At 66.7% G+C, this 17902-nt stretch carries 12 protein-coding genes; 9 read left to right on the top strand and 3 right to left on the bottom strand.

Features of this window, described 5'->3' with window-relative positions:
• Positions 1 to 19 precede the first annotated feature (19 nt).
• Positions 20 to 4921, top strand: a complete 4902-nt coding sequence (locus tag AC1TXO_RS23665; RefSeq protein ID WP_486403974.1) for an alpha-2-macroglobulin family protein — start codon at positions 20 to 22, stop codon at positions 4919 to 4921.
• 58 nt (positions 4922 to 4979) lie between these two features.
• On the opposite strand, the gene AC1TXO_RS23660 is transcribed toward AC1TXO_RS23665, so the two are convergent.
• Positions 4980 to 5273 (bottom strand): hypothetical protein, encoded by a 294-nt coding sequence (locus AC1TXO_RS23660; RefSeq protein WP_486403973.1) that lies wholly within the window; start codon positions 5271 to 5273, stop codon positions 4980 to 4982.
• Between the two features lie 59 nt (positions 5274 to 5332).
• Here AC1TXO_RS23660 and pbpC point away from each other — a divergent pair, with 59 nt between their 5' ends.
• The 3 genes from pbpC to AC1TXO_RS23645 all read left to right on the top strand — a co-directional run bounded on the left by pbpC (position 5333) and on the right by AC1TXO_RS23645 (position 11378).
• On the top strand, positions 5333 to 7693 hold the full coding sequence (pbpC, locus tag AC1TXO_RS23655; RefSeq protein ID WP_486403972.1) for a peptidoglycan glycosyltransferase PbpC: 2361 nt from the start codon (positions 5333 to 5335) through the stop codon (positions 7691 to 7693).
• Positions 7694 to 7969: 276 nt separating this feature from the next.
• Complete coding sequence (locus AC1TXO_RS23650) at positions 7970 to 9568, top strand: collagen-like triple helix repeat-containing protein (protein WP_486403971.1); 1599 nt, start codon at positions 7970 to 7972, stop codon at positions 9566 to 9568.
• A 139-nt stretch (positions 9569 to 9707) separates the two neighbouring features.
• Complete coding sequence (locus tag AC1TXO_RS23645; protein WP_486403970.1) at positions 9708 to 11378, top strand: ShlB/FhaC/HecB family hemolysin secretion/activation protein; 1671 nt, start codon at positions 9708 to 9710, stop codon at positions 11376 to 11378.
• A 34-nt stretch (positions 11379 to 11412) separates the two neighbouring features.
• Here the strand turns inward: AC1TXO_RS23645 and AC1TXO_RS23640 are convergent, their stop codons facing one another.
• Positions 11413 to 11823 (bottom strand): response regulator, encoded by a 411-nt coding sequence (locus tag AC1TXO_RS23640; RefSeq protein WP_486403969.1) that lies wholly within the window; start codon positions 11821 to 11823, stop codon positions 11413 to 11415.
• A 48-nt stretch (positions 11824 to 11871) separates the two neighbouring features.
• A complete protein-coding gene (locus AC1TXO_RS23635) occupies positions 11872 to 12048 on the bottom strand; it encodes a Flp family type IVb pilin (protein WP_486403968.1) in 177 nt (58 codons plus the stop codon).
• Between the two features lie 283 nt (positions 12049 to 12331).
• Between AC1TXO_RS23635 and cpaB the strand changes: the two genes are divergently transcribed.
• The 5 genes from cpaB to AC1TXO_RS23610 are packed head-to-tail and all read left to right on the top strand — an operon-like array spanning position 12332 to position 17902.
• Positions 12332 to 13279, top strand: coding sequence for a Flp pilus assembly protein CpaB (gene cpaB / locus AC1TXO_RS23630; protein WP_486403967.1), 948 nt, complete (start codon positions 12332 to 12334; stop codon positions 13277 to 13279).
• 18 nt (positions 13280 to 13297) lie between these two features.
• On the top strand, positions 13298 to 14584 hold the full coding sequence (locus AC1TXO_RS23625; RefSeq protein ID WP_486403966.1) for a type II and III secretion system protein family protein: 1287 nt from the start codon (positions 13298 to 13300) through the stop codon (positions 14582 to 14584).
• Positions 14581 to 15771: a CpaE/TadZ family protein gene (locus AC1TXO_RS23620; protein WP_486403965.1), complete on the top strand. Its 1191-nt coding sequence runs from the start codon at positions 14581 to 14583 to the stop codon at positions 15769 to 15771. Before AC1TXO_RS23625 ends, AC1TXO_RS23620 begins: the two co-directional genes overlap by 4 nt.
• Positions 15768 to 17024 carry a TadA family conjugal transfer-associated ATPase gene (locus AC1TXO_RS23615; protein ID WP_486403964.1) on the top strand — a complete coding sequence of 419 codons (1257 nt, stop codon included), beginning with the start codon at positions 15768 to 15770 and terminating at the stop codon, positions 17022 to 17024. The genes AC1TXO_RS23620 and AC1TXO_RS23615 overlap by 4 nt, the downstream gene beginning before the upstream one ends.
• Positions 17021 to 17902, top strand: coding sequence for a type II secretion system F family protein (locus tag AC1TXO_RS23610; protein WP_486403963.1), 882 nt, complete (start codon positions 17021 to 17023; stop codon positions 17900 to 17902). Before AC1TXO_RS23615 ends, AC1TXO_RS23610 begins: the two co-directional genes overlap by 4 nt.

Here is a 17902-nt window from a genome sequence, read left to right as displayed (position 1 = left end):
CCGAAGAGTCTTCTCTCCCATGCTCAACAAAGGATTGTTGCTGGCCTGCGCGCTGGCCCTGCTCAGTGCCTGTGATTCCTCCTCCAAGGACACCCCTGCGCCGGCTGAAAAGCCCGCAGCCAGCGCGCCTGCCGAAGCCAGGCCGGCCAAGCGCGAGGACCCGGCAGCGCTCGCCAAGCGTTATGCGGGCCGCGAGCTCACAGTGCTGGATGTCTCCGAGGTGCAACTGGACGGCGCCAGCACCCTTTCGGTGAGCGTTTCCGCACCGCTGGACGCCAATCAGGACTTCGCCTCCAGGCTGCACCTGGTGGACACGGTCAGGGGCAAGGTCGATGGTGCCTGGGAGCTCTCCGACAATCAGATGGAGCTGCGTCTGCGCCATTTGGAGCCGCAACGCAAGATGGTCCTGACCATCGACAAGGGCCTGCTCTCGGTCAACGGCAACAGCCTGCAGGCCGAGTCGGTCAGCCGCTTCGAAACCCGCGACATGCAGCCAACCATCGGCTTCGCCAGCCGCGGTTCGCTGTTGCCCACCCGCCTGGCCGAAGGCCTGCCGGTGATCGCGCTGAACGTCGACAAGGTCGATGTCGAGTTCTTCCGGGTCAAACCGGAAATGCTCTCGAGCTTCCTGGTCAACTGGGGCCGCAACAGCAGCCTGTATTACTACCAGTCCAAGGAAACCCTGGACATGGCCGACCTGGTCTACAGCGGCCGCTTCGACCTCAACCCGGCACGCAACACCCGCGAGACCGTGCTGCTGCCGATCGCCGGGATCAAGCCGCTGCAGGAACCGGGGGTGTACCTGGCGGTGATGCGCGCCTCGGGCACCTACGATTATTCGCAGCCGGCGACCCTGTTCACCCTCAGCGACATCGGCGTGTCCGCGCACCGCTACCGCGACCGCCTCGACGTGTTCGCCCAGGCCCTCGAGGGCGGCAAGGCGCTGAGCGACGTCACACTCGAGCTGCACGATGACAAGGGCAAGCTGCTGGCCCAGGCCAAGACCGACGGCAAGGGCCACGCCGAGCTGCCGATCACGGCCAAGGCCGACACCCTGATCGCCACCCAGGGCGTGCACACCACGCTGCTGCGCCTGAACACTGCGGCACTTGATCTCGCCGAATTCGACATCACCGGCCCCCAGGCCAACCCGCTGCAGTTCTTCATCTTCGGTCCGCGCGACCTGTATCGCCCGGGTGAGACCGTACTGCTCAACGGCCTGCTGCGCGACCAGGACGGCAAACCGGTCAAGGCCCAGCCGGTGACGGTCGAAGTGCGTCGCCCCGATGAGCAGGTCAGTCGCAAGTTCGTCTGGGAAGCCGACCAGAACGGCCTGTTCCAGTACCAGCTGCAACTGGCCACTGAAGCGCCGACCGGGCGCTGGCAACTGTTGCTCGATCTGGGCGGCGGCCGCAAGCAGGTCTACGAATTCCTCGTCGAGGATTTCCTGCCCGAGCGCCTGGCCCTGGAGCTCAAGGGCAGCAAGGCACCGCTGCGCCCTGAGGAAACCGCGCGTATCCAGGTCAATGGTCGCTATCTCTATGGCGCGCCTGCCGCCGGCAACCGGCTGAGCGGCCAGGCCTACGTCCGCCCGCTGCGTGAAGCCGTACCGGCGCTGCCGGGTTATCAGTTCGGCTCGGTCACCGAGAGCGAACTGACCCAGGACCTGGAGCTCGATGAAGTCACCCTCGACCAGGCCGGCAAGGCCACCGTCGATATCGAGAGTCGCTGGGCCGAGGCCCGCTCGCCGCTGCAATTGACCGTGCAGGCCAGCCTGCAGGAGTCCGGTGGCAGGCCGATCACCCGTCGCCTGGAACAGCCGATCTGGCCGGCCGATCGCCTGCCGGGCCTGCGTGGCCTGTTCGACGGCGAAGAAACCGACAGCGATGCCCCGGTGCAATTCGAAGTGCTGGTCGCCGACCGTGACGGCAACAAGCTCGCCGCCGACGACCTCAAGGTGCGACTGATCCGCGAGCGTCGCGACTACTACTGGAACTACTCGCAGAGCGATGGCTGGAGCTACAACTACAACGAGAAATTCCTCACCCAGAGCGAGGAAACCGTCAGCGTCAAGGCCGGCTCCACCGCCAAGCTGACCTTCCCGGTGGAGTGGGGCCCTTATCGCGTCGAGGTCGAGGATCCCGAAACCGGGCTGGTGTCCAGCGAGCGCTTCTGGGCCGGTTACCGCGCCCAGGACAACGCCGAAGGCGGCGCGGTGCGCCCTGATCAGGTCAAGCTGGCGCTGGACAAACCCGCCTATGTCGACGGCGCCACCGCCAAGATCACGGTCACGCCACCTGCTGCCGGCAGCGGCTACCTGATGATCGAATCCAGCGACGGGCCGCTGTGGTGGCAGGAGATCGATGTCCCCGCCGAAGGCAAGACCTTCGAAGTCGAGCTGGACAAGAAGTGGGCACGCCACGACCTCTATATCAGTGCCCTGGTGATCCGTCCGGGCGAGCGCAAGGTCAATGCCACGCCCAAGCGTGCCGTCGGTGTGCTGCACCTGCCGCTGGAGCGCACCGAGCGCAAGCTGGCGGTCAGCCTGCAGGCGCCGGAAAAGATGCGACCCAAGCAGCCGCTGACCGTGAAGTTCAAGGCCGTCAACGCCGATGGCAGCGTACCGAAGCAGGTGCATGTGCTGTTGTCTGCAGTGGATGTGGGCATCCTCAACATCACCGACTTCAAGACCCCCGACCCCTTCGCCAGCCTGTTCGGGCGCAAGGCCTATGGCGCCGACCAGCTGGACATCTACGGCCAACTGATCGAAGCCGGCCAGGGCCGCCTGGCGAGCCTGGCTTTCGGCGGTGATGCGGCCATGGCCAAGGGCGGCAAGCGCCCGAACACCACGGTTACCATCGTCGCCCAGCAGAGCCTGCCGGTGATGCTCGACGAGAAGGGCGAAGGGCAGGCCACGGTCGATATCCCCGACTTCAACGGCGAGCTGCGCCTGATGGCGCAGGCCTGGACCGATGAGCACTTCGGCATGGCCGAAGGCAAGACGGTCGTAGCGGCACCGCTGATCGCCGAGCTGTCGGCACCGCGCTTCCTCGCCGGTGGCGACCAGACCCGCCTGGCGCTGGACCTGGCCAACCTGTCCGGTCGTGCCCAGCAGCTCAACGTGCAGGTCACCACCGATGGGCAACTCGACCTCGCCGGGGCCGCCCAGCAGAACATCAACCTCGCCGAAGGTCAGCGCACCACGCTGATGATTCCGGTCCAGGCCCGTGGCGGGCTGGGGCAGGGCAAGGTGCATGTACGGGTCGATGGCCTGCAACTGCCGGGTGAAACCGCCACCGGCTTCGAGCGCGAGTGGACCCTGGGTGTGCGTCCGGCCTATCCGGCGATGCTCAAGCACTACCGCGTGGCCCTGAAGGACCAGCCCTGGACCCTGCCAGAGAACGAACTGGCCGAGTTCGAACCGGCTGGCCTTGAAGCCAGCCTGGCCCTGTCGAGCCGCCCACCGCTGAACCTGGCGGAGCAGATCCGCGCCCTGGAAGCCTATCCCTACGGCTGCCTCGAGCAGACCACCAGCGGCCTGTATCCCTCGCTCTACGCGGACGCCGACAGCCTCAAGCGCCTGGGCATCAAGGGCGAACCGGCCGATGTGCGCAAGCGCAAGATCGAGATGGGCATCGAGCACCTGCTGGGCATGCAGCGCTACAACGGCAGCTTCGGCCTGTGGAGTTCGGACAGCGAGGAAGAGTACTGGCTGACCGCCTACGTCACCGACTTCCTCCTGCGAGCCCGCGAGCAGGGCTATGGCGTGCCGGCCGAAGCCTTGAAGAAGGCCAACGAGCGCCTGCTGCGTTACCTGCAGGAACGCAACCTGATCGAGGTCGACTACAGCCAGGACGCCGAACACACCCGCTTTGCCGTGCAGGCCTACGCCGGCCTTGTGCTCGCCCGCAACCAGCAGGCGCCGCTGGGTGCGTTGCGCAGTCTGTTCGAACGCCGCAGCGACGCCCGCTCCGGCCTGCCGCTGGTGCAACTGGCGGTGGCGCTGGACAAGATGGGCGACAAGCCCCGTTCGCAGGAGGCGTTGCAGGCAGGTCTGGCCATCGGTCGCGGCAAGGGCTGGCTGGCCGACTACGGCAGCGCCGTGCGTGACCAGGCGCTGATCCTGGCGCTGTTGCAGGAGAACAACCTGGCCAGCAACCAGGTCGATCAACGGCTGTTCGCGCTGTCGGATGAACTGGCTTCCAACCGCTGGCTGTCGACCCAGGAACGCAATGCGCTGTTCCTCGCAGGTCGTGGTCTGCTCGGCAAGCCTGAAGGTCAATGGCAGGCGCGTCTGGACAGTGCCGGCGAAGTGCGTGAATTCAACAATGGCGAGTCGGGCATGAAGCTCGAAGGTCCGTTGCTGGCATCGCCCCTGAGCATCCAGAACCAGGGGAGCGAAACGCTCTACCAGCAGCTGACCTTGTCGGGCTATCCACGTCAGGCCCCTGCAGCCAGCAGTAACGGCATGGAAATCCGCCGTGAATACCTGGGTGTGAATGGCCAGCCGCTGGATCTGCGCAACTTGCGCAGCGGCGACCTGGTGCTGGTGCACCTGGCGCTCAAGGCCCAGAGCCAGGTGCCGGATGCGCTGGTGGTCGACCTGCTGCCGGCGGGCCTGGAGCTGGAAAACCAGAACCTGGCCCAGAGCGCTGCCAGCCTCGACAACGCCAGCAGCGCGGTCAAGCAGTGGCGCGAGTCGATGCAGAACGCCAGCGTGGTGCACCAGGAGTACCGCGATGACCGTTACGTGGCCGCACTCAAGCTCGACGGCTACGGCACCACGCACCTGTTGTACCTGGCCCGCGCGGTGACGCCGGGCAGCTATCGCATTCCGCCGCCGCAAATGGAGTCGATGTACCGGCCGAACCTGCAGGCCGTGGGCGATAGCCAGGGCGAGATGGTGGTGCGCGGGCGTTGATGCGACTGAGGGAGCGGGTGGACCCGCTCCCTCAGGTTCATGGATGGCGGCCTCTGGCTCAGTGAATGATCCAGCTCAACACCCACAAGCCCAGCACCAGCCAGATGATCCCCATCACGATCGACGCCCGCATGAACGCCCGGATCGCCGAGTACAGCAGCATCAGCCCGACGATCAGGGCGAGGATGCTGACCAGCGAGGTGTCCATGCCCAAGGTGCGGGCCAGACCGTCGATGAAATTGCTGCCGGCATTGGCCAGCAGATTGAACAGGCCGCTCATGATGTCGACGATGAACTTGATCACCGCGCCCAGCGCCTGGCCCAACCACTCGAAAAACCCTTCTACATGCATAGCTGCTTCCTGATGATCATCCCAAGCCTTTGGCCATCGTCCGGTGGGGTCGGTTCCCGATGCCAGGCGCAAGCATAGTCCGCCCGCGCACGCGCGGTGCACGGATCCTGCGCGGCGTCGGTATCAGCGTCGTGCTGGGCATCGTCCTGCTGTGGCTGGCCGACCGCCTGTGGCCGTTGCCGATGCCGGGTGACGACCTGGCGCGGGTGGTGCTCGCCGAAGATGGCACGCCTCTGTGGCGCTTCGCCGATGCCGACGGGGTATGGCGTTATCCGGTCAGCCCGGACGAAGTGTCGCCGCTGTACCTGGAGGCGCTGCTCACCTACGAAGACCGCTGGTTCTACGACCATCCGGGCGTCAACCCACTGGCCCTGGCGCGGGCGGCCTGGCTGAACCTGCGTGGCGGGCGCGTGGTATCTGGCGGCAGTACGCTGTCGATGCAGGTGGCGCGCCTGCTCGATCCCCACGACCGTACCCTGGCCGGCAAGCTGCGCCAGCTGTGGCGTACCGCGCAGCTTGAATGGCACCTGTCCAAGCGCGAGATCCTGCAGATCTACCTCGATCGTGCGCCCTTCGGCGGCACCCTGCAGGGCGTCGCCGCCGCCAGTTGGGCCTACCTGGGCAAATCACCCAAGCACCTCACGCCCGCCGAAGCGGCGTTGCTGGCGGTACTGCCGCAGGCGCCCAGCCGCCTGCGTCCGGACCGTCACCCCGAGCGCGCGCAGCGGGCGCGCGACAAGGTGCTGCAGCGCCTGGCCGACTACCGGGTATGGCCCGAGCAGCGCATTGCCGAGGCGCGCGAAGAACCACTGCTGCTCGCCCCGCGTCAGGAGCCGGCGCTGGCGCCTTTGCTGGCGCGGCGCCTGAATACGGCGGACAGCCCGCCGCTGATCCGCACCACCCTCGATGCCTCGCTGCAACGCCGTCTCGAAGACTTGCTGCTCGGTTGGCGCGCGCGCCTGCCCGAACGCACCTCGGCGGCGATCCTGGTGGTCGAGGCGCAGAGCATGGCAGTGCGTGCCTACCTGGGCTCTATCGACCTGGGGGACGAGCGCCGTTTTGGCCATGTCGACATGGTGCATGCGTTGCGCTCGCCCGGCTCGACGCTCAAGCCGTTTCTCTACGGCATGGCCATGGACGACGGGTTGATCCACTCCGAGTCGTTGCTGCAGGACGTGCCACGGCGCTATGGCGACTATCGCCCCGGCAATTTCTCGATGGGCTTCAGCGGCCCGGTAGCGGCCAGCTCGGCGCTGGCACTGTCGCTCAACCTGCCTGCCGTGCAGTTGCTCGAGGCCTACGGCCCCAAGCGCTTCGCCGCGCAGATGCGCAGCGGTGGCGTACCGCTGACTCTGCCGCCGCTGGCCGAACCGAACCTGTCACTGATTCTCGGCGGGGCGGGCAGCCGCCTGGAGGACCTGGTCGGTGGCTATGCTGCGCTGGCGCGCGAGGGCAAGAGTGCCAAGGTGCGCCTGCAGCCCCAGGATCCTTTGCTGGAGCGTCGACTGCTGTCGCCGGGTTCGGCGTGGATCGTGCGCCGTATCCTCAGTGGCCAGGCCCGACCTGACCGCGACCCTCATGCCGAGCTGGTGCAGCGTCCGCAACTGGCCTGGAAGACCGGTACCAGCTATGGCTTTCGTGATGCCTGGTCGGTCGGGGTCGGGCCGCGCTACCTGATCGGTGTGTGGATCGGCCGCCCCGATGGCACCCCGGTGCCGGGGCAGTTCGGCCTGGCCTCGGCGGCGCCGTTGATGCTGCAGGTGCACGACCTGCTGAGCAACCGCGACAGCCAGCGCGGGATCACCGTGCCGGTGGAGAACGTACCGGGCAGCGTTGGCGTGGCGGCGATCTGCTGGCCGCTGGGCCAGCCCTTGAATCGCCAGGACCCGCAGTGCCGCCGCCAGCGGTTCGCCTGGACCCTCGACGGCACCACACCTCCCACCTTGCAGGCTGCCGACCAGCCACTGGGCCTGGGCCTGCGCGAGACGGTGTGGGTCAATGATCGAGGCTTGCGGGTCGATGCCAGTTGCCCGGGGGCCAAGGCGCAGGCGGTTGCACTCTGGCCGGCGCCTCTGGAGCCGTGGCTGCCACGCGTGGAGCGGCGCAGTGCCCGGCTGCCGGCGGTCGATCCAGCCTGTCCACCGCAGGTTTCGCCCAGCGCACCGCCGCTGTCGATCGTCGGTGTGCGTGCGGGCGACAACCTGCGCCGACCGCTGACCAGTCACGAAGCCTTGCAGTTGCACGTGTCGGCATTGGGCGGGTCAGGGCGGCGCTGGTGGTTCCTCAATGGCCAGCCGCTGGGTGAAACCGAAGGCCAGGACAGCCTGCTGGTGCGCTTCGACCAGGCCGGGCGCATCGAGTTGAGCGCGCTGGATGAAAGCGGCGAGACGGCGCGGGTGGAGTTCCAGGTCGCGCAGTAGCTGCAGCCCTTGGTGCGGCCGCAGGCCGCCACTCCCAGGATCGTCGTGTACTAATGACATGGTATTAATGCTTGCGTACAGCCTCGCGTGTGCCCGCTCCAACCCCCTGAATCCACTGGCTTTTCAAAAAGCCTCGGCATCTCATCCGACCGTACTAATACCAACTTACGACCTACCGCCACCGAACGCCCGGCGCTTCACTGCTGACTGAAGGCATAACGGTGGCCAGCCTGGACACCGCGCTTATCCAACAACAAAGCAGTGCAGGAGTCGTCCATGAAAACTCAGGTGTGGATGAAAGCGAGTACGGCATTGGCGCTGGTCCTGGCCCTGGGGCTTGCGGGGTGCAGCAGCGGCGGCGGTGGTCATCACAGTGAGGTCGACGGCTCGTCCGCCGAAGGCGGCGCAGGTGCAGGCGGTGGCTCCGACGGATCGGGTGGCGCTGGTGGCGAGGGCGGCGGTACGGCGGGCGGGGGCAATGGCTCTGGCTCGGGCGGTGATGGCGGCGGCATGGCCGGTGGTGGAAATGGCGGCGGCACTGGCGGCGGTACAGGTGGCGGCGGCACCAACCCTGGCAACGGCGGTGGCACGCCGGGTGGTGGCGATGGCGGTACGGGGGGGGGCAACACACCTACGCCGCTGGTCACCGGCCAGGTCGTCGGTCAGGTCGGCAATACCGTCTCCGGTCTGGGCGACGGTGTCAGCAACCTGGGCCAGGTGATCGGCTCGCTGCCTGTGGCTGGCAATACGTCGCTGACTGGCGGCGTCGGTTCGCTGGTGTCGTCCACGGGTGATGCCGTGAGCACTGTCGGTTCCGGCCTGGGCGAAGGGCTTGGGCAACTGGGCACCGGCAACAATGCAGTCGGCACCACGCTGGGCGTGGTGGGCGCGGCCACGGCGAATCTTGGGACCGGCGTGTCGGGCCTGGGCCAGGGTGTCCAGGGCCTGGCGACGAACTCGCCAGTCGAGCAGATTCCATTGGTCAATCAGGTGGTGGCCGGTGCAGGGCAGGGCGTCGACCGGGTCGGCCAGGCGGTCACCATGCTGGGCAACACCTTGACCCCCGTCGGCACCAGCGGGCCGCTGGCAGGCGCTACGCAAGGGGTGAGCAATGCACTTGTGCCGGTGGTATCGCTGGTGGAAAACACCACTGCCAACGTCACCCGGCAGACCGGGCTCGCCGGGCCGCTGAACCAGACGCTCAATCAGGTCGGCGGTGCGCTCGACCAGGCCGGGCAGCAGGTCGCAGGCGCCGGTAACGGCAATCCCTTGACTGCCACCCTCGGGCAGGCGGTGAGCAACGTCGGTAGCACCGTCAGCACCACCAGCGGGCTGGCGCCAACCACCGGTGGTGCGCGCACTGGCTTGCTGGAAACGGTCGGCGGCGTAGTTGCCGGTGCTGGCAGCGGACTGGCTGCAGGCACGGGCAACCCGGCGGTGGCGTCGGTGGGTGGCAGCACGGGCCAGGTTGGCAATACCGTCGCCTCGCTGGGCACGGTGCTCGGTGGCAATGGCGTTACCAACACCGCAGCCGGCGCTCCTGTCGCGGCGCTGACGCAGCAGGTCGGGGCCGGGGTGACGCCAGTCGTCAGTGGCGTGGCCAGTGTCACCCAGCAGGTAGGTGCTGCGACGGGTGTCGGTGCGCCAGTGGCCGGGCTGCTCAACCAGGTGGGTGGCGCAGTGGCCAGTGCCGGCACCCAGCTGGGCGCGGCGACCGGCAACCCGGTGGTCAGCCAGGTCGGCGCTACAGTGAATGCCGTGGGCGGCACGGTGGGCCAGGCCGGGACGCTGGTCAACGGCGGTGCCGGACAGGGTGGCGGGCTCGGCGGTGTACTGGGTGGCGTGACCGGTGCTCTGGGCGGCACGCAACGCTGACACAGGCGCTGACAAGGATGCGTTCGGCGCATCCTTGTCAGCGACCGGTTAGACGAGCGCGAGACCTGCACCTACGCTTGCACTGACAAGGGCGTCCACTGCGGGCGTGCCTGGTGCCACGGGATCATGGAGTGTCCGAATGCGTCCACTGCTGGTGACGATGCTGGCGTTGTCCTGGGCCTGTGTGGCCCGCGCCGAACCCCTCCCGAGTTTCCTCAACAGCAACGAAACCGAACGCCGCCTGCCCACGCCCAACTTGCCGGTAGACGCCTACCGTCCGGCCAGGCCGGGTCTGAGCGTCCCGCCTCCGGCGACGCCCCAGCAGGCACCGCTGCAGATGAACACCCAGGTCACGGTACGCAAGGTCCGTTTCGAGGGTGGCACCGTCTACCCGCTGGCCGATCTGCGTGATCACTACCAACCGCTGCTCAACCGCAGCGTGACCCTGGCCGAACTGATCGACGTGACCCGCCGCCTGACCCAGCGTTATCAGCAGGACGGCTACCTGCTTTCGTACGCCTATCTTCCACCGCAGGATTTCGCAGACGGCCGAGTGCGCGTGGTGCTGGTCGAGGGCTACATCCGCGACTACGAAGTGCAGGGGGATATCGGCGCTGCGGCGGCCTATGTCGAGCGCCTGGTGAACAAGCTCAAGGCCGAACGGCCCCTGACCCGCAAGACCTTCGAGCGCTACACCAGCCTGATCAGCCGGGTTCCCGGCGTCACCTTCCAGGCCCAGGTCCCGCCACCGGGCACCACTGACGGCGCCACGCGCCTGATCGCCCAGGCGTCGCGCAAGCCCTTCACCACCACGCTCAACCTCAGCGACGGCAATCGCGACGACCTGCAGGCGCTGCTCGGCGCCAGCAGCAATGCGCAGACCCGCTTCGCCGAGCAGCTGAGCGCCAGCGTGCTGGTGCCGCCGGGAGAGGACAAGGAACACTACTATCGCCTCGACTACAGCCAGTTCCTCGACGACGAGGGCACCCAGCTGCTGCTGTCGGCCTCGCGCTATCGCAGCGATCCCAAGGCGCGCATCCGCCTGGACAACGGCATCGACCTGACCCAGCACCGGGAGAACGAGCGCTACTCGATCGGCCTCAGCCAAGCGCTGATCGCGTCGCCCACCGAGTGGCTGGACGTGGTCGGGCGCTTCTACGCCGTCAACGACCAGATCGACTACCGGGTGGTGGGTTTCCCGCTGAAGCTCGACAGCCGCACCGATATCCGCGCGCTGTCGTTCGAAGGCGACTGGCGCAAGGCCGAGGCCAGGCGCCTGCGCATCCTCAGTGCCGGGGTCTACCAGGGCCTCGACCATTTCGGCGCACGTACCAACGCAGGCTATGACCTGGACTTTCTGCGTCTGCGCCTGTCCGGGGTGCAGAGCGACAACTTCCTCGAGCACTGGCAGGGGGTGATGTCGGCCGCCGGCTACTGGAGCAACGACAGCCTGCCGGACAGCGAGCGGGCGGTGTTCGGTGGGCAGAATTTCGGTCGTGGCTACCCTAGCGACCAGGCCTCCGGCGACAAGGGCTGGGGCCTGGCCTACGAGCTGAACTACAGCTTCCAGCGCGACGGCCAGTGGCTCAAGGTCCTGCAGCCTTATGTGGTGCTCGATGCCGCACGCGCCTGGTTCAACGAGCTGGAGGTGCAGAAGGCGAAGATGTCGTCGGCCGCACTGGGGCTGCGCTTTGGCGATGCGCGGTATTACAACATCGCGCTGGAAGTGGCCAAGCCGATGTCGGACATCGCCCTGGACAGCTTGAACCGGCGACCGAGGTTCACGGTGAGTTTCAGTTATCAGTTGTAGAGAGGGTCGCCAGCGCTACCCCATGTGGTAGCGCCTACCCCCTCACCACCTGCATCACCGGCTTGGGAAACAGGTTGTCGAGCGTCTCCAGCAAGCGTGCGTGATAGATCGGTTTGCGGAACAGGTCGAGGACATGCAGGCGCAGGAGGTCGCTGACGTCGTCCATGTCGGCATGGCCGGACATGACGATCACGGGCAGGTGCTGGCGGGCGGTGTGGTCGCGCAGGCGCTTGATCAGGCCGATGCCGCTTTCTTCGGGCATGCGCAGGTCGGTGATCACCAGCGCCACGTCGGGGTGCTGGGTGAGTTGGTGCAGTGCGGCCCTCACCGAGGTTGCGGTGTGGCACCTGAAGCCTTCGTTTTCCAGCAGCTCAGCCAGTTCCAGCAGTGCCTCTTCCTCGTCGTCCACCAAGAGAATCTGCTGGCGCGAGGAAGAGTTCGGCATGCTGGGCTCCTGTTTGCCTGGCGGACTGCAGCGGGGGGAACCCCAGGATCACAACGCCCCCGAGATGGAGTTGAACATCGCGGTGATCTTGCCGGAGATCGTCGGCACGAACGGTACCAGTACCACCGCGACCATCGCTGCGATCAACGCGTATTCGATACCCGAGGCACCGTCCTTGCGGGTGATGAAGTTCTTGCAGTGCAGAAGGATCTTTTGCAGTTGCATGGCCCAGCTCCTTGCGCCGATGGCGCGGGTGTGAGGACGTGGCGAAGTAACGTCCAATTGCCATCATAGGATTGCCAAGCTGGCAGCACCTGCAAATGTAAAAAAGCATTACACCTAAAGTAGGGGCATTTGGACTTAACCATAACCTATTGTTTTTAAATGAGATTATTGGGTGTCCGAAAAAATCCCGTTGTGGCTCATGGCGAATGGTGAGGGTTGCGCTACCGTCCAATAGCGAAATAGTTACCTTTTGCCATCATGGCAATAGCGCAGGGAGGCCCAGATGAGCAGTCGCACGACCATGGTCCTGGCTGTCCTGTTTCTGTTTGCCGCCGTGCTGGCTGGCTATTGGGGCCTGGTACTGAGTCGACCGGTTGCAGCCCCGCCGGTTCCCGCTGCTGCGCCAACCGAGTCGCCCACCGAGGTGGTGGCTGTGCCTGCCCCGCCCCCCGAACCCGCCCGCTCTGCCATCGTCGTGCTGCGCCAGGCGCTGCCGGCCAATACCCCGGTCACCGAGGACGATTTGCTGCTCGAGCGTCTGCAGGTCGTGCCAGCAGGTGCCTTCCAACGCTTCGACCAGGTGGTCGGGCGCACCAGCGCGCGCGCCTTGCCGGCCGGCAGCTGGCTGGAGGAGTCGAGTTTCCAGGCGGGCGGGCCACTGGCGCGGATGATCCGCGAGCACGAGCGCGCGGTGGCCGTGGGGGTGGACGATGTGATTGGTGCTGCCGGGCAACTTCAGCCGGGGGACTATGTAGACGTGCTGCTGTTCCTGCGCGAAGAAAACAGCAACCCGCAGGCGTCGGCCCAGGTGGTGGTGCCGGCGCTGCGGGTGCTCAGCGTCGGGGAACAGATGGGCCTGGCCAATGATGGCCGGCCGGCGCAGACCGCCGAGCAGGAGCAGGCCCGGCGTGACCGGCAGGGTAGCCAGGGCAGCCCCGGTTTCACCCGTACCGTGACGCTGGCGGTGCCCGAAACCCTGGCCAGCCGGCTGATGCTCGCCGCCCAGGCCGGCACCCTGCGCCTGGCCGTGCGCAGCGCCGATGAGCAGCGCCTGGCCCGCTACTGGGCCGATGCGCAAGCCCGACCGCAGGTGGAGAGCGCCGGACGCGAGCTCTATCGCTTCAGTCAATTGTCCCAGGCGCCGGTGGCCAGCGCCGCTGTCAGCAGCGCCGCACCCGGCATGCAGATCATTCGAGGGGCGAAGGCCGCCGATTCCGACAACACCCCCTGACCGAGCAAGGATGCAGCGATGCGACGTTCCGAGCGTAGTGTTTACCATGCGTGCTGTGCCGTGCTGCTGGGGGCGCTGGCGCCCCAGGCCCAGGCGGCGGTCAAGGGCTGCGAGGCCTTTGGCCAGTTGCCCTCGGTGATCGAGATGGACCAGGGCCTGCAGCAGGAATTGCGCCTGCCGCTGGCCATCAGCCGGGTGGCGGTCGGCGAACCCAAGGTGGCCGATGTGCAGGCCAGCGGTGACCGCGCGGTGCTGCTGACGGCCGTCGGCCCGGGCAACACCACGCTGATGCTGTGGACAGCCTGTGCCCCGGCACCGCACCGGGCCATGCTGTTCGTCAAGGGCCGCGCCACTGCCGACATGGCCGAAGCCAGCCTGCTGCCATCCCAGGACGCGCAACTGCCCAGCCAGGTGCAGGCCGATATCCGCTTCGTCGAGGTCCGTCGCAGCAAGTACAAGGAGGCCGGTGCGCGACTGTTCTTCAAGGGGTCGAACAACAGCCTGTTTGGCTCGCCGGGTACGGTACCCAACACCACGGTGCGCCCCGACTACGTGCCAGGGGTGCAGACTGGCACCACCACCAACTCGGTTAACTATGCTGACGTGCGTCCCGGTATCCCGCTCGACAATGGCGTCTTCAACATCGTCTGGGGCGGCGGCAGCAGCAAGTTCCTCGCGGCGATCAACGCCTTGGAGAACAGCGGCTTCGCCTACACCCTGGCACGCCCCAGCCTCACGGTGCTGAGCGGGCTGACTGCAAGTTTCCTGGCCGGCGGCGAGATCCCGGTGCCGGTGCCGAGTTCGGGCAGTGACAACGTGTCGATCGAGTACAAGGAGTTCGGCGTGCGCCTGGCGCTGACGCCGACTGTGGTCAGCCGCGACCGCATCACCCTGAAAGTCGCTCCCGAAGTCAGCGAACTGGACTACAGCAACGGGGTGAACATCGCCGGCACCCAGGTTCCGGCGCTGAGTGTGCGGCGCACCGATACCAGCATTTCCCTGGCCGACGGCGAGAGCTTCATCATCAGCGGCCTGGTCAGCAACAACACCCGCTCTTCGGTCGACAAGCTCCCAGGGCTTGGCAACCTGCCGATCCTCGGCGCGTTCTTCCGCCAGTCGTCGCTGGTACGCGAAGAGACCGAGCTGTTGATGATCGTCACCCCACACCTGGTTCAGCCGCTGGCGGTCAATGCGCGCCTGCCGCAACTGCCGGGCGAGGCGCTGCGTACCTACGATCCCAGCTGGGGGCAGTTGTTCTTCATGGAAAACGGCAACTTCGAAGGCCACGGAGGGCTGTCACGATGAACGAGGACCTGAACCAGACCTACCTGGCCATTACCCGCAACGAAGACGACCTGCAGTGGCTGCAGGACGCCCTGGCGCCCCTGGGCCAGGTGATCGGCGCCAGCGCCGGCACGCTCGACGAGTTGCTGGCGCTGGTCGACGTGACCTTCAGCAACCTGGTGTTCATCGGCCTGGACCGCGAGCAACTGGTGGCCCAGTGCGCGCTGATCGAGGGAGTGCTAGAGGCCAAGCCGATGCTGGCGATCGTTGCGCTGGGCGATGGCATGGACAACCAGCTGGTGCTGCATGCCATGCGTGCCGGGGCCCGCGATTTCGTCGCCTATGGCTCGCGGGCCAGCGAGGTGGCCGGGTTGGTGCGCAGGCTCGGCAAGCGCCTGCCGACAGTCACCAGCAACCCCAGCCTGGGCGGTCTGACCGTGCTCTACGGTGCTCAGCGCGGTGCCGATGGTGCGCTGCTGACCACGCACCTGGCGCGGGTGGTGCAGGAGAGTGGCCAGCAGACCCTGCTGCTCGATCTCGGCCTGCCGCGTGGCGACAGCCTGGCCCTGCTCGGGCTGGAGGCTTCGTTTCATTTCGGCGATGCCCTGCGCCACCTGCGTCGGCTCGACACCACGCTGATCGACAGCGCCTTCACCCGCGACAAGGGCGGCATGCGCCTGCTGAGCTACGCCGACGACGACGAACCGCTGCGCCAGACCAGCGCCGCCGAGCTGTACATGCTGCTCAGCGCGCTGCGCCAGCACTTCCAGCACATCGTCGTCAACCTCACCGGGCATGCCGACAGCGAGGCGCTGCGCACCATCATCAGCCATTGCGACAAGCTGATCGTCTACACCGACCAGAACATCCTCGACTGCCGCCGCAACCTGGAGGTCCTCGAATCCTGGCGTGACCGGGGGATCAAGCTGGAACACGCCAGCCTGCTGGTGGACCGCTACCTGCGCAACGTGGCCCCCGATGCCGAGGCGCTTGCCAAACGCTATGGCCTGGTACTGCTCAAGATTCTGCCCGACTGCCCCGAAGTGCGCCTCAACGTGAAGAACCAGGGCTTGAGCCTGTTCGAACTGGCCCCGCGCGAAGGGCTGACCCAGGCATTGCGTGGCCTTGGCGAGCGTCTGGCGCGGCGGTCGGAAAACCTCGCTGCGCCGAGCTTCCCCTGGCTGCGTCGGCTGTGGGGTAGCAAATGAACATCGACGAACCCTTCGGTGGCCAGCGCCATGCCTCCGGCGACCCCCACGCCCTCAAGCGCGCACTGCACCGCTTCGCCATCGACGCCATCGAAGACAGCGGACGCAATCTGCTCGAAGGTGCACGCCCGGCATTGACCCAGTTCGTTCTCGAACAGGTCGGCGATTACGTCGGGCGACTGCGCCTGGCACTATCGCGGTATGAGATGGAGCGCCTGGCCGAGGAACTGGTCGACGAACTCACCGGGTTCGGCCCGCTGGAAGTGCTGCTGCGCGATGCGAGCGTGACCGAGATCCTGGTCAACGGCCCGCACCGGGTGTTCGTCGAGCGGGCCGGGCTGCTGCAGCAGACCGACCTGCGCTTCATCGACGCGCACCATGTCGAGCGCGTCATGCAGCGCATTCTCGCACCCCTCGGTCGGCGGCTGGACGAGTCTTCGCCGATGGTCGATGCACGTATGCCCGATGGCAGCCGGGTCAACGCGATCATCCCGCCGGTGGCACTGGACGGCCCGTGCCTGTCGATCCGCAAGTTCCGCCAGGACATGCTCAAGAGCGCCGACCTGCTGGCCACCCGGGCCATCGATCAACCGATCTTCGACTTCTTCGAGCGTGCCGTGGGTCGGCGCTGCAACATTCTGGTCAGCGGCGGGACCGGCACCGGCAAGACCACGTTGCTGAACATCCTCAGCCAGATGATCGCGCCGCGCGAGCGTCTGGTGACCATCGAGGATGTCGCCGAACTGCAACTGCACCATCCCCATGTGGTGCGTCTGGAAACCCGCCCGCCGAACGCCGAGGGTCACGGTGAGATCAAGGCCAGCGAACTGATCCGCAATGCCCTGCGCATGCGCCCCGACCGCATCATCCTCGGCGAGATTCGCGGTGCCGAGGTGCTCGATGTGCTGACGGCGATGAACACCGGGCATGATGGCTCGATGAGTACGGTGCATGCCAACACCGCGCAGGATGCCTTGCTGCGCCTGGAGACCCTGGTCGGCCTCAGTGGCCGGCAGATCGCCGAGAAGACCTTGCGCCAGATGATCTGCGCCGCGCTGGACGTGGTGATCCAGCTTACCCGGCTGCCTGACGGCAGGCGTTGTGTCAGCGAGGTGCTCGAGGTGGTTGGCGTGCGTGAGGATGTGTACGTGACCAACACCCTGTTCCGCCTCGATCGACGTGGCGGCGAGACCTTTCTGCGCGAGGCACCCAACCCTGCGGGCAGCAAGTTGCGCCAGGACGGTGTGCAGTGATCGGGCCGCTGCTGCTGGCGCTGGCGCCGCTGTTGCTCGGCGCGGCGTTGCTGCTGTTTCGCCTGGGGCTGTACAAGCGTGGCGAGGAACGCATCCTGCAGCGGCTCGGGCGTGCCTACCAGGTGATTCGCAGCGGCGGTGCCCGGCGCGACTGGCTCGACCCGCTGCTGCAACGCGCCGGCCTTGGCGGTGCCGAAATCCGGGTGCAGCGCTGGCTCATGCTGTGGCTCGGGCTGGTACTGGTGGCGCTGATCCTGGCCGGTGGGCTGGCGGCCCTGATGGTGCTGACGGGGTTGCCAGTGATCGGCTACCTCTACCTGAGTTGGCGCTGCCGCAGTCGCATGCGCCAGATCATCGAGCAACTGCCCGGCCTGCTGGACTACAGCGTGCGCAGCCTCAAGGCCGGACGCACCCTGAGCGACGCCGTGCTCGGCGGCATCGACGGCACCCGCGAGCCGCTGCGCTCGACCATGGGCCGCGTACGGCGCAACGTGCAAATGGGCGTGCCGCTGGAGGAGGCGGTGAGCGAGCTGGCCGAGCTCTACGGCCAGGACGAACTGCGTCTGTTCGCCCTCGGCCTGCGCATCAACCAACGCCATGGCGGCAATGCCAGCGAGTTGCTGGAGAACCTGATCAAGCTGATCCGCGAACGCGAGCAGGGCGTACGCCAGCTCAAGGCCATGACCGGCGAAACCCGCGTCACTGCCTGGGTACTCGGGGCGTTGCCACTGCTCATGGTCGGCTACTTCCTGACGGTCAACCCCAACTACCTGCTGAGCCTGTGGCGCGACAGCAACGGGCAGTTGCTCCTGTTCCTGGCGTTCACCCTCCAGGCGCTGGGCTGCCTGGTGCTGTGGCGGATGATGAGGAGCCTGTGA

This window comes from Pseudomonas sp. FA117, assembly GCF_057370475.1.
Note: the sequence above shows the minus strand (reverse complement) of the source record. Positions and strands in the feature narration are given on the sequence as shown.

Bases quoted from the DNA above. Each gene is read 5' to 3' on its own strand.
- AC1TXO_RS23635 (WP_486403968.1), bottom strand. From the start codon at position 12,048: ATGCAACTGCAAAAGATCCTTCTGCACTGCAAGAACTTCATCACCCGC.
- AC1TXO_RS23650 (WP_486403971.1), top strand. From the start codon at position 7,970: ATGAAAACTCAGGTGTGGATGAAAGCGAGTACGGCATTGGCGCTGGTC.
- AC1TXO_RS23665 (WP_486403974.1), top strand. From the start codon at position 20: ATGCTCAACAAAGGATTGTTGCTGGCCTGCGCGCTGGCCCTGCTCAGT.
- AC1TXO_RS23660 (WP_486403973.1), bottom strand. From the start codon at position 5,273: ATGCATGTAGAAGGGTTTTTCGAGTGGTTGGGCCAGGCGCTGGGCGCG.
- AC1TXO_RS23620 (WP_486403965.1), top strand. From the start codon at position 14,581: ATGAACGAGGACCTGAACCAGACCTACCTGGCCATTACCCGCAACGAA.
- AC1TXO_RS23645 (WP_486403970.1), top strand. From the start codon at position 9,708: ATGCGTCCACTGCTGGTGACGATGCTGGCGTTGTCCTGGGCCTGTGTG.
- AC1TXO_RS23615 (WP_486403964.1), top strand. From the start codon at position 15,768: ATGAACATCGACGAACCCTTCGGTGGCCAGCGCCATGCCTCCGGCGAC.
- AC1TXO_RS23640 (WP_486403969.1), bottom strand. From the start codon at position 11,823: ATGCCGAACTCTTCCTCGCGCCAGCAGATTCTCTTGGTGGACGACGAG.
- AC1TXO_RS23625 (WP_486403966.1), top strand. From the start codon at position 13,298: ATGCGACGTTCCGAGCGTAGTGTTTACCATGCGTGCTGTGCCGTGCTG.
- pbpC (WP_486403972.1), top strand. From the start codon at position 5,333: ATGCCAGGCGCAAGCATAGTCCGCCCGCGCACGCGCGGTGCACGGATC.
- cpaB (WP_486403967.1), top strand. From the start codon at position 12,332: ATGAGCAGTCGCACGACCATGGTCCTGGCTGTCCTGTTTCTGTTTGCC.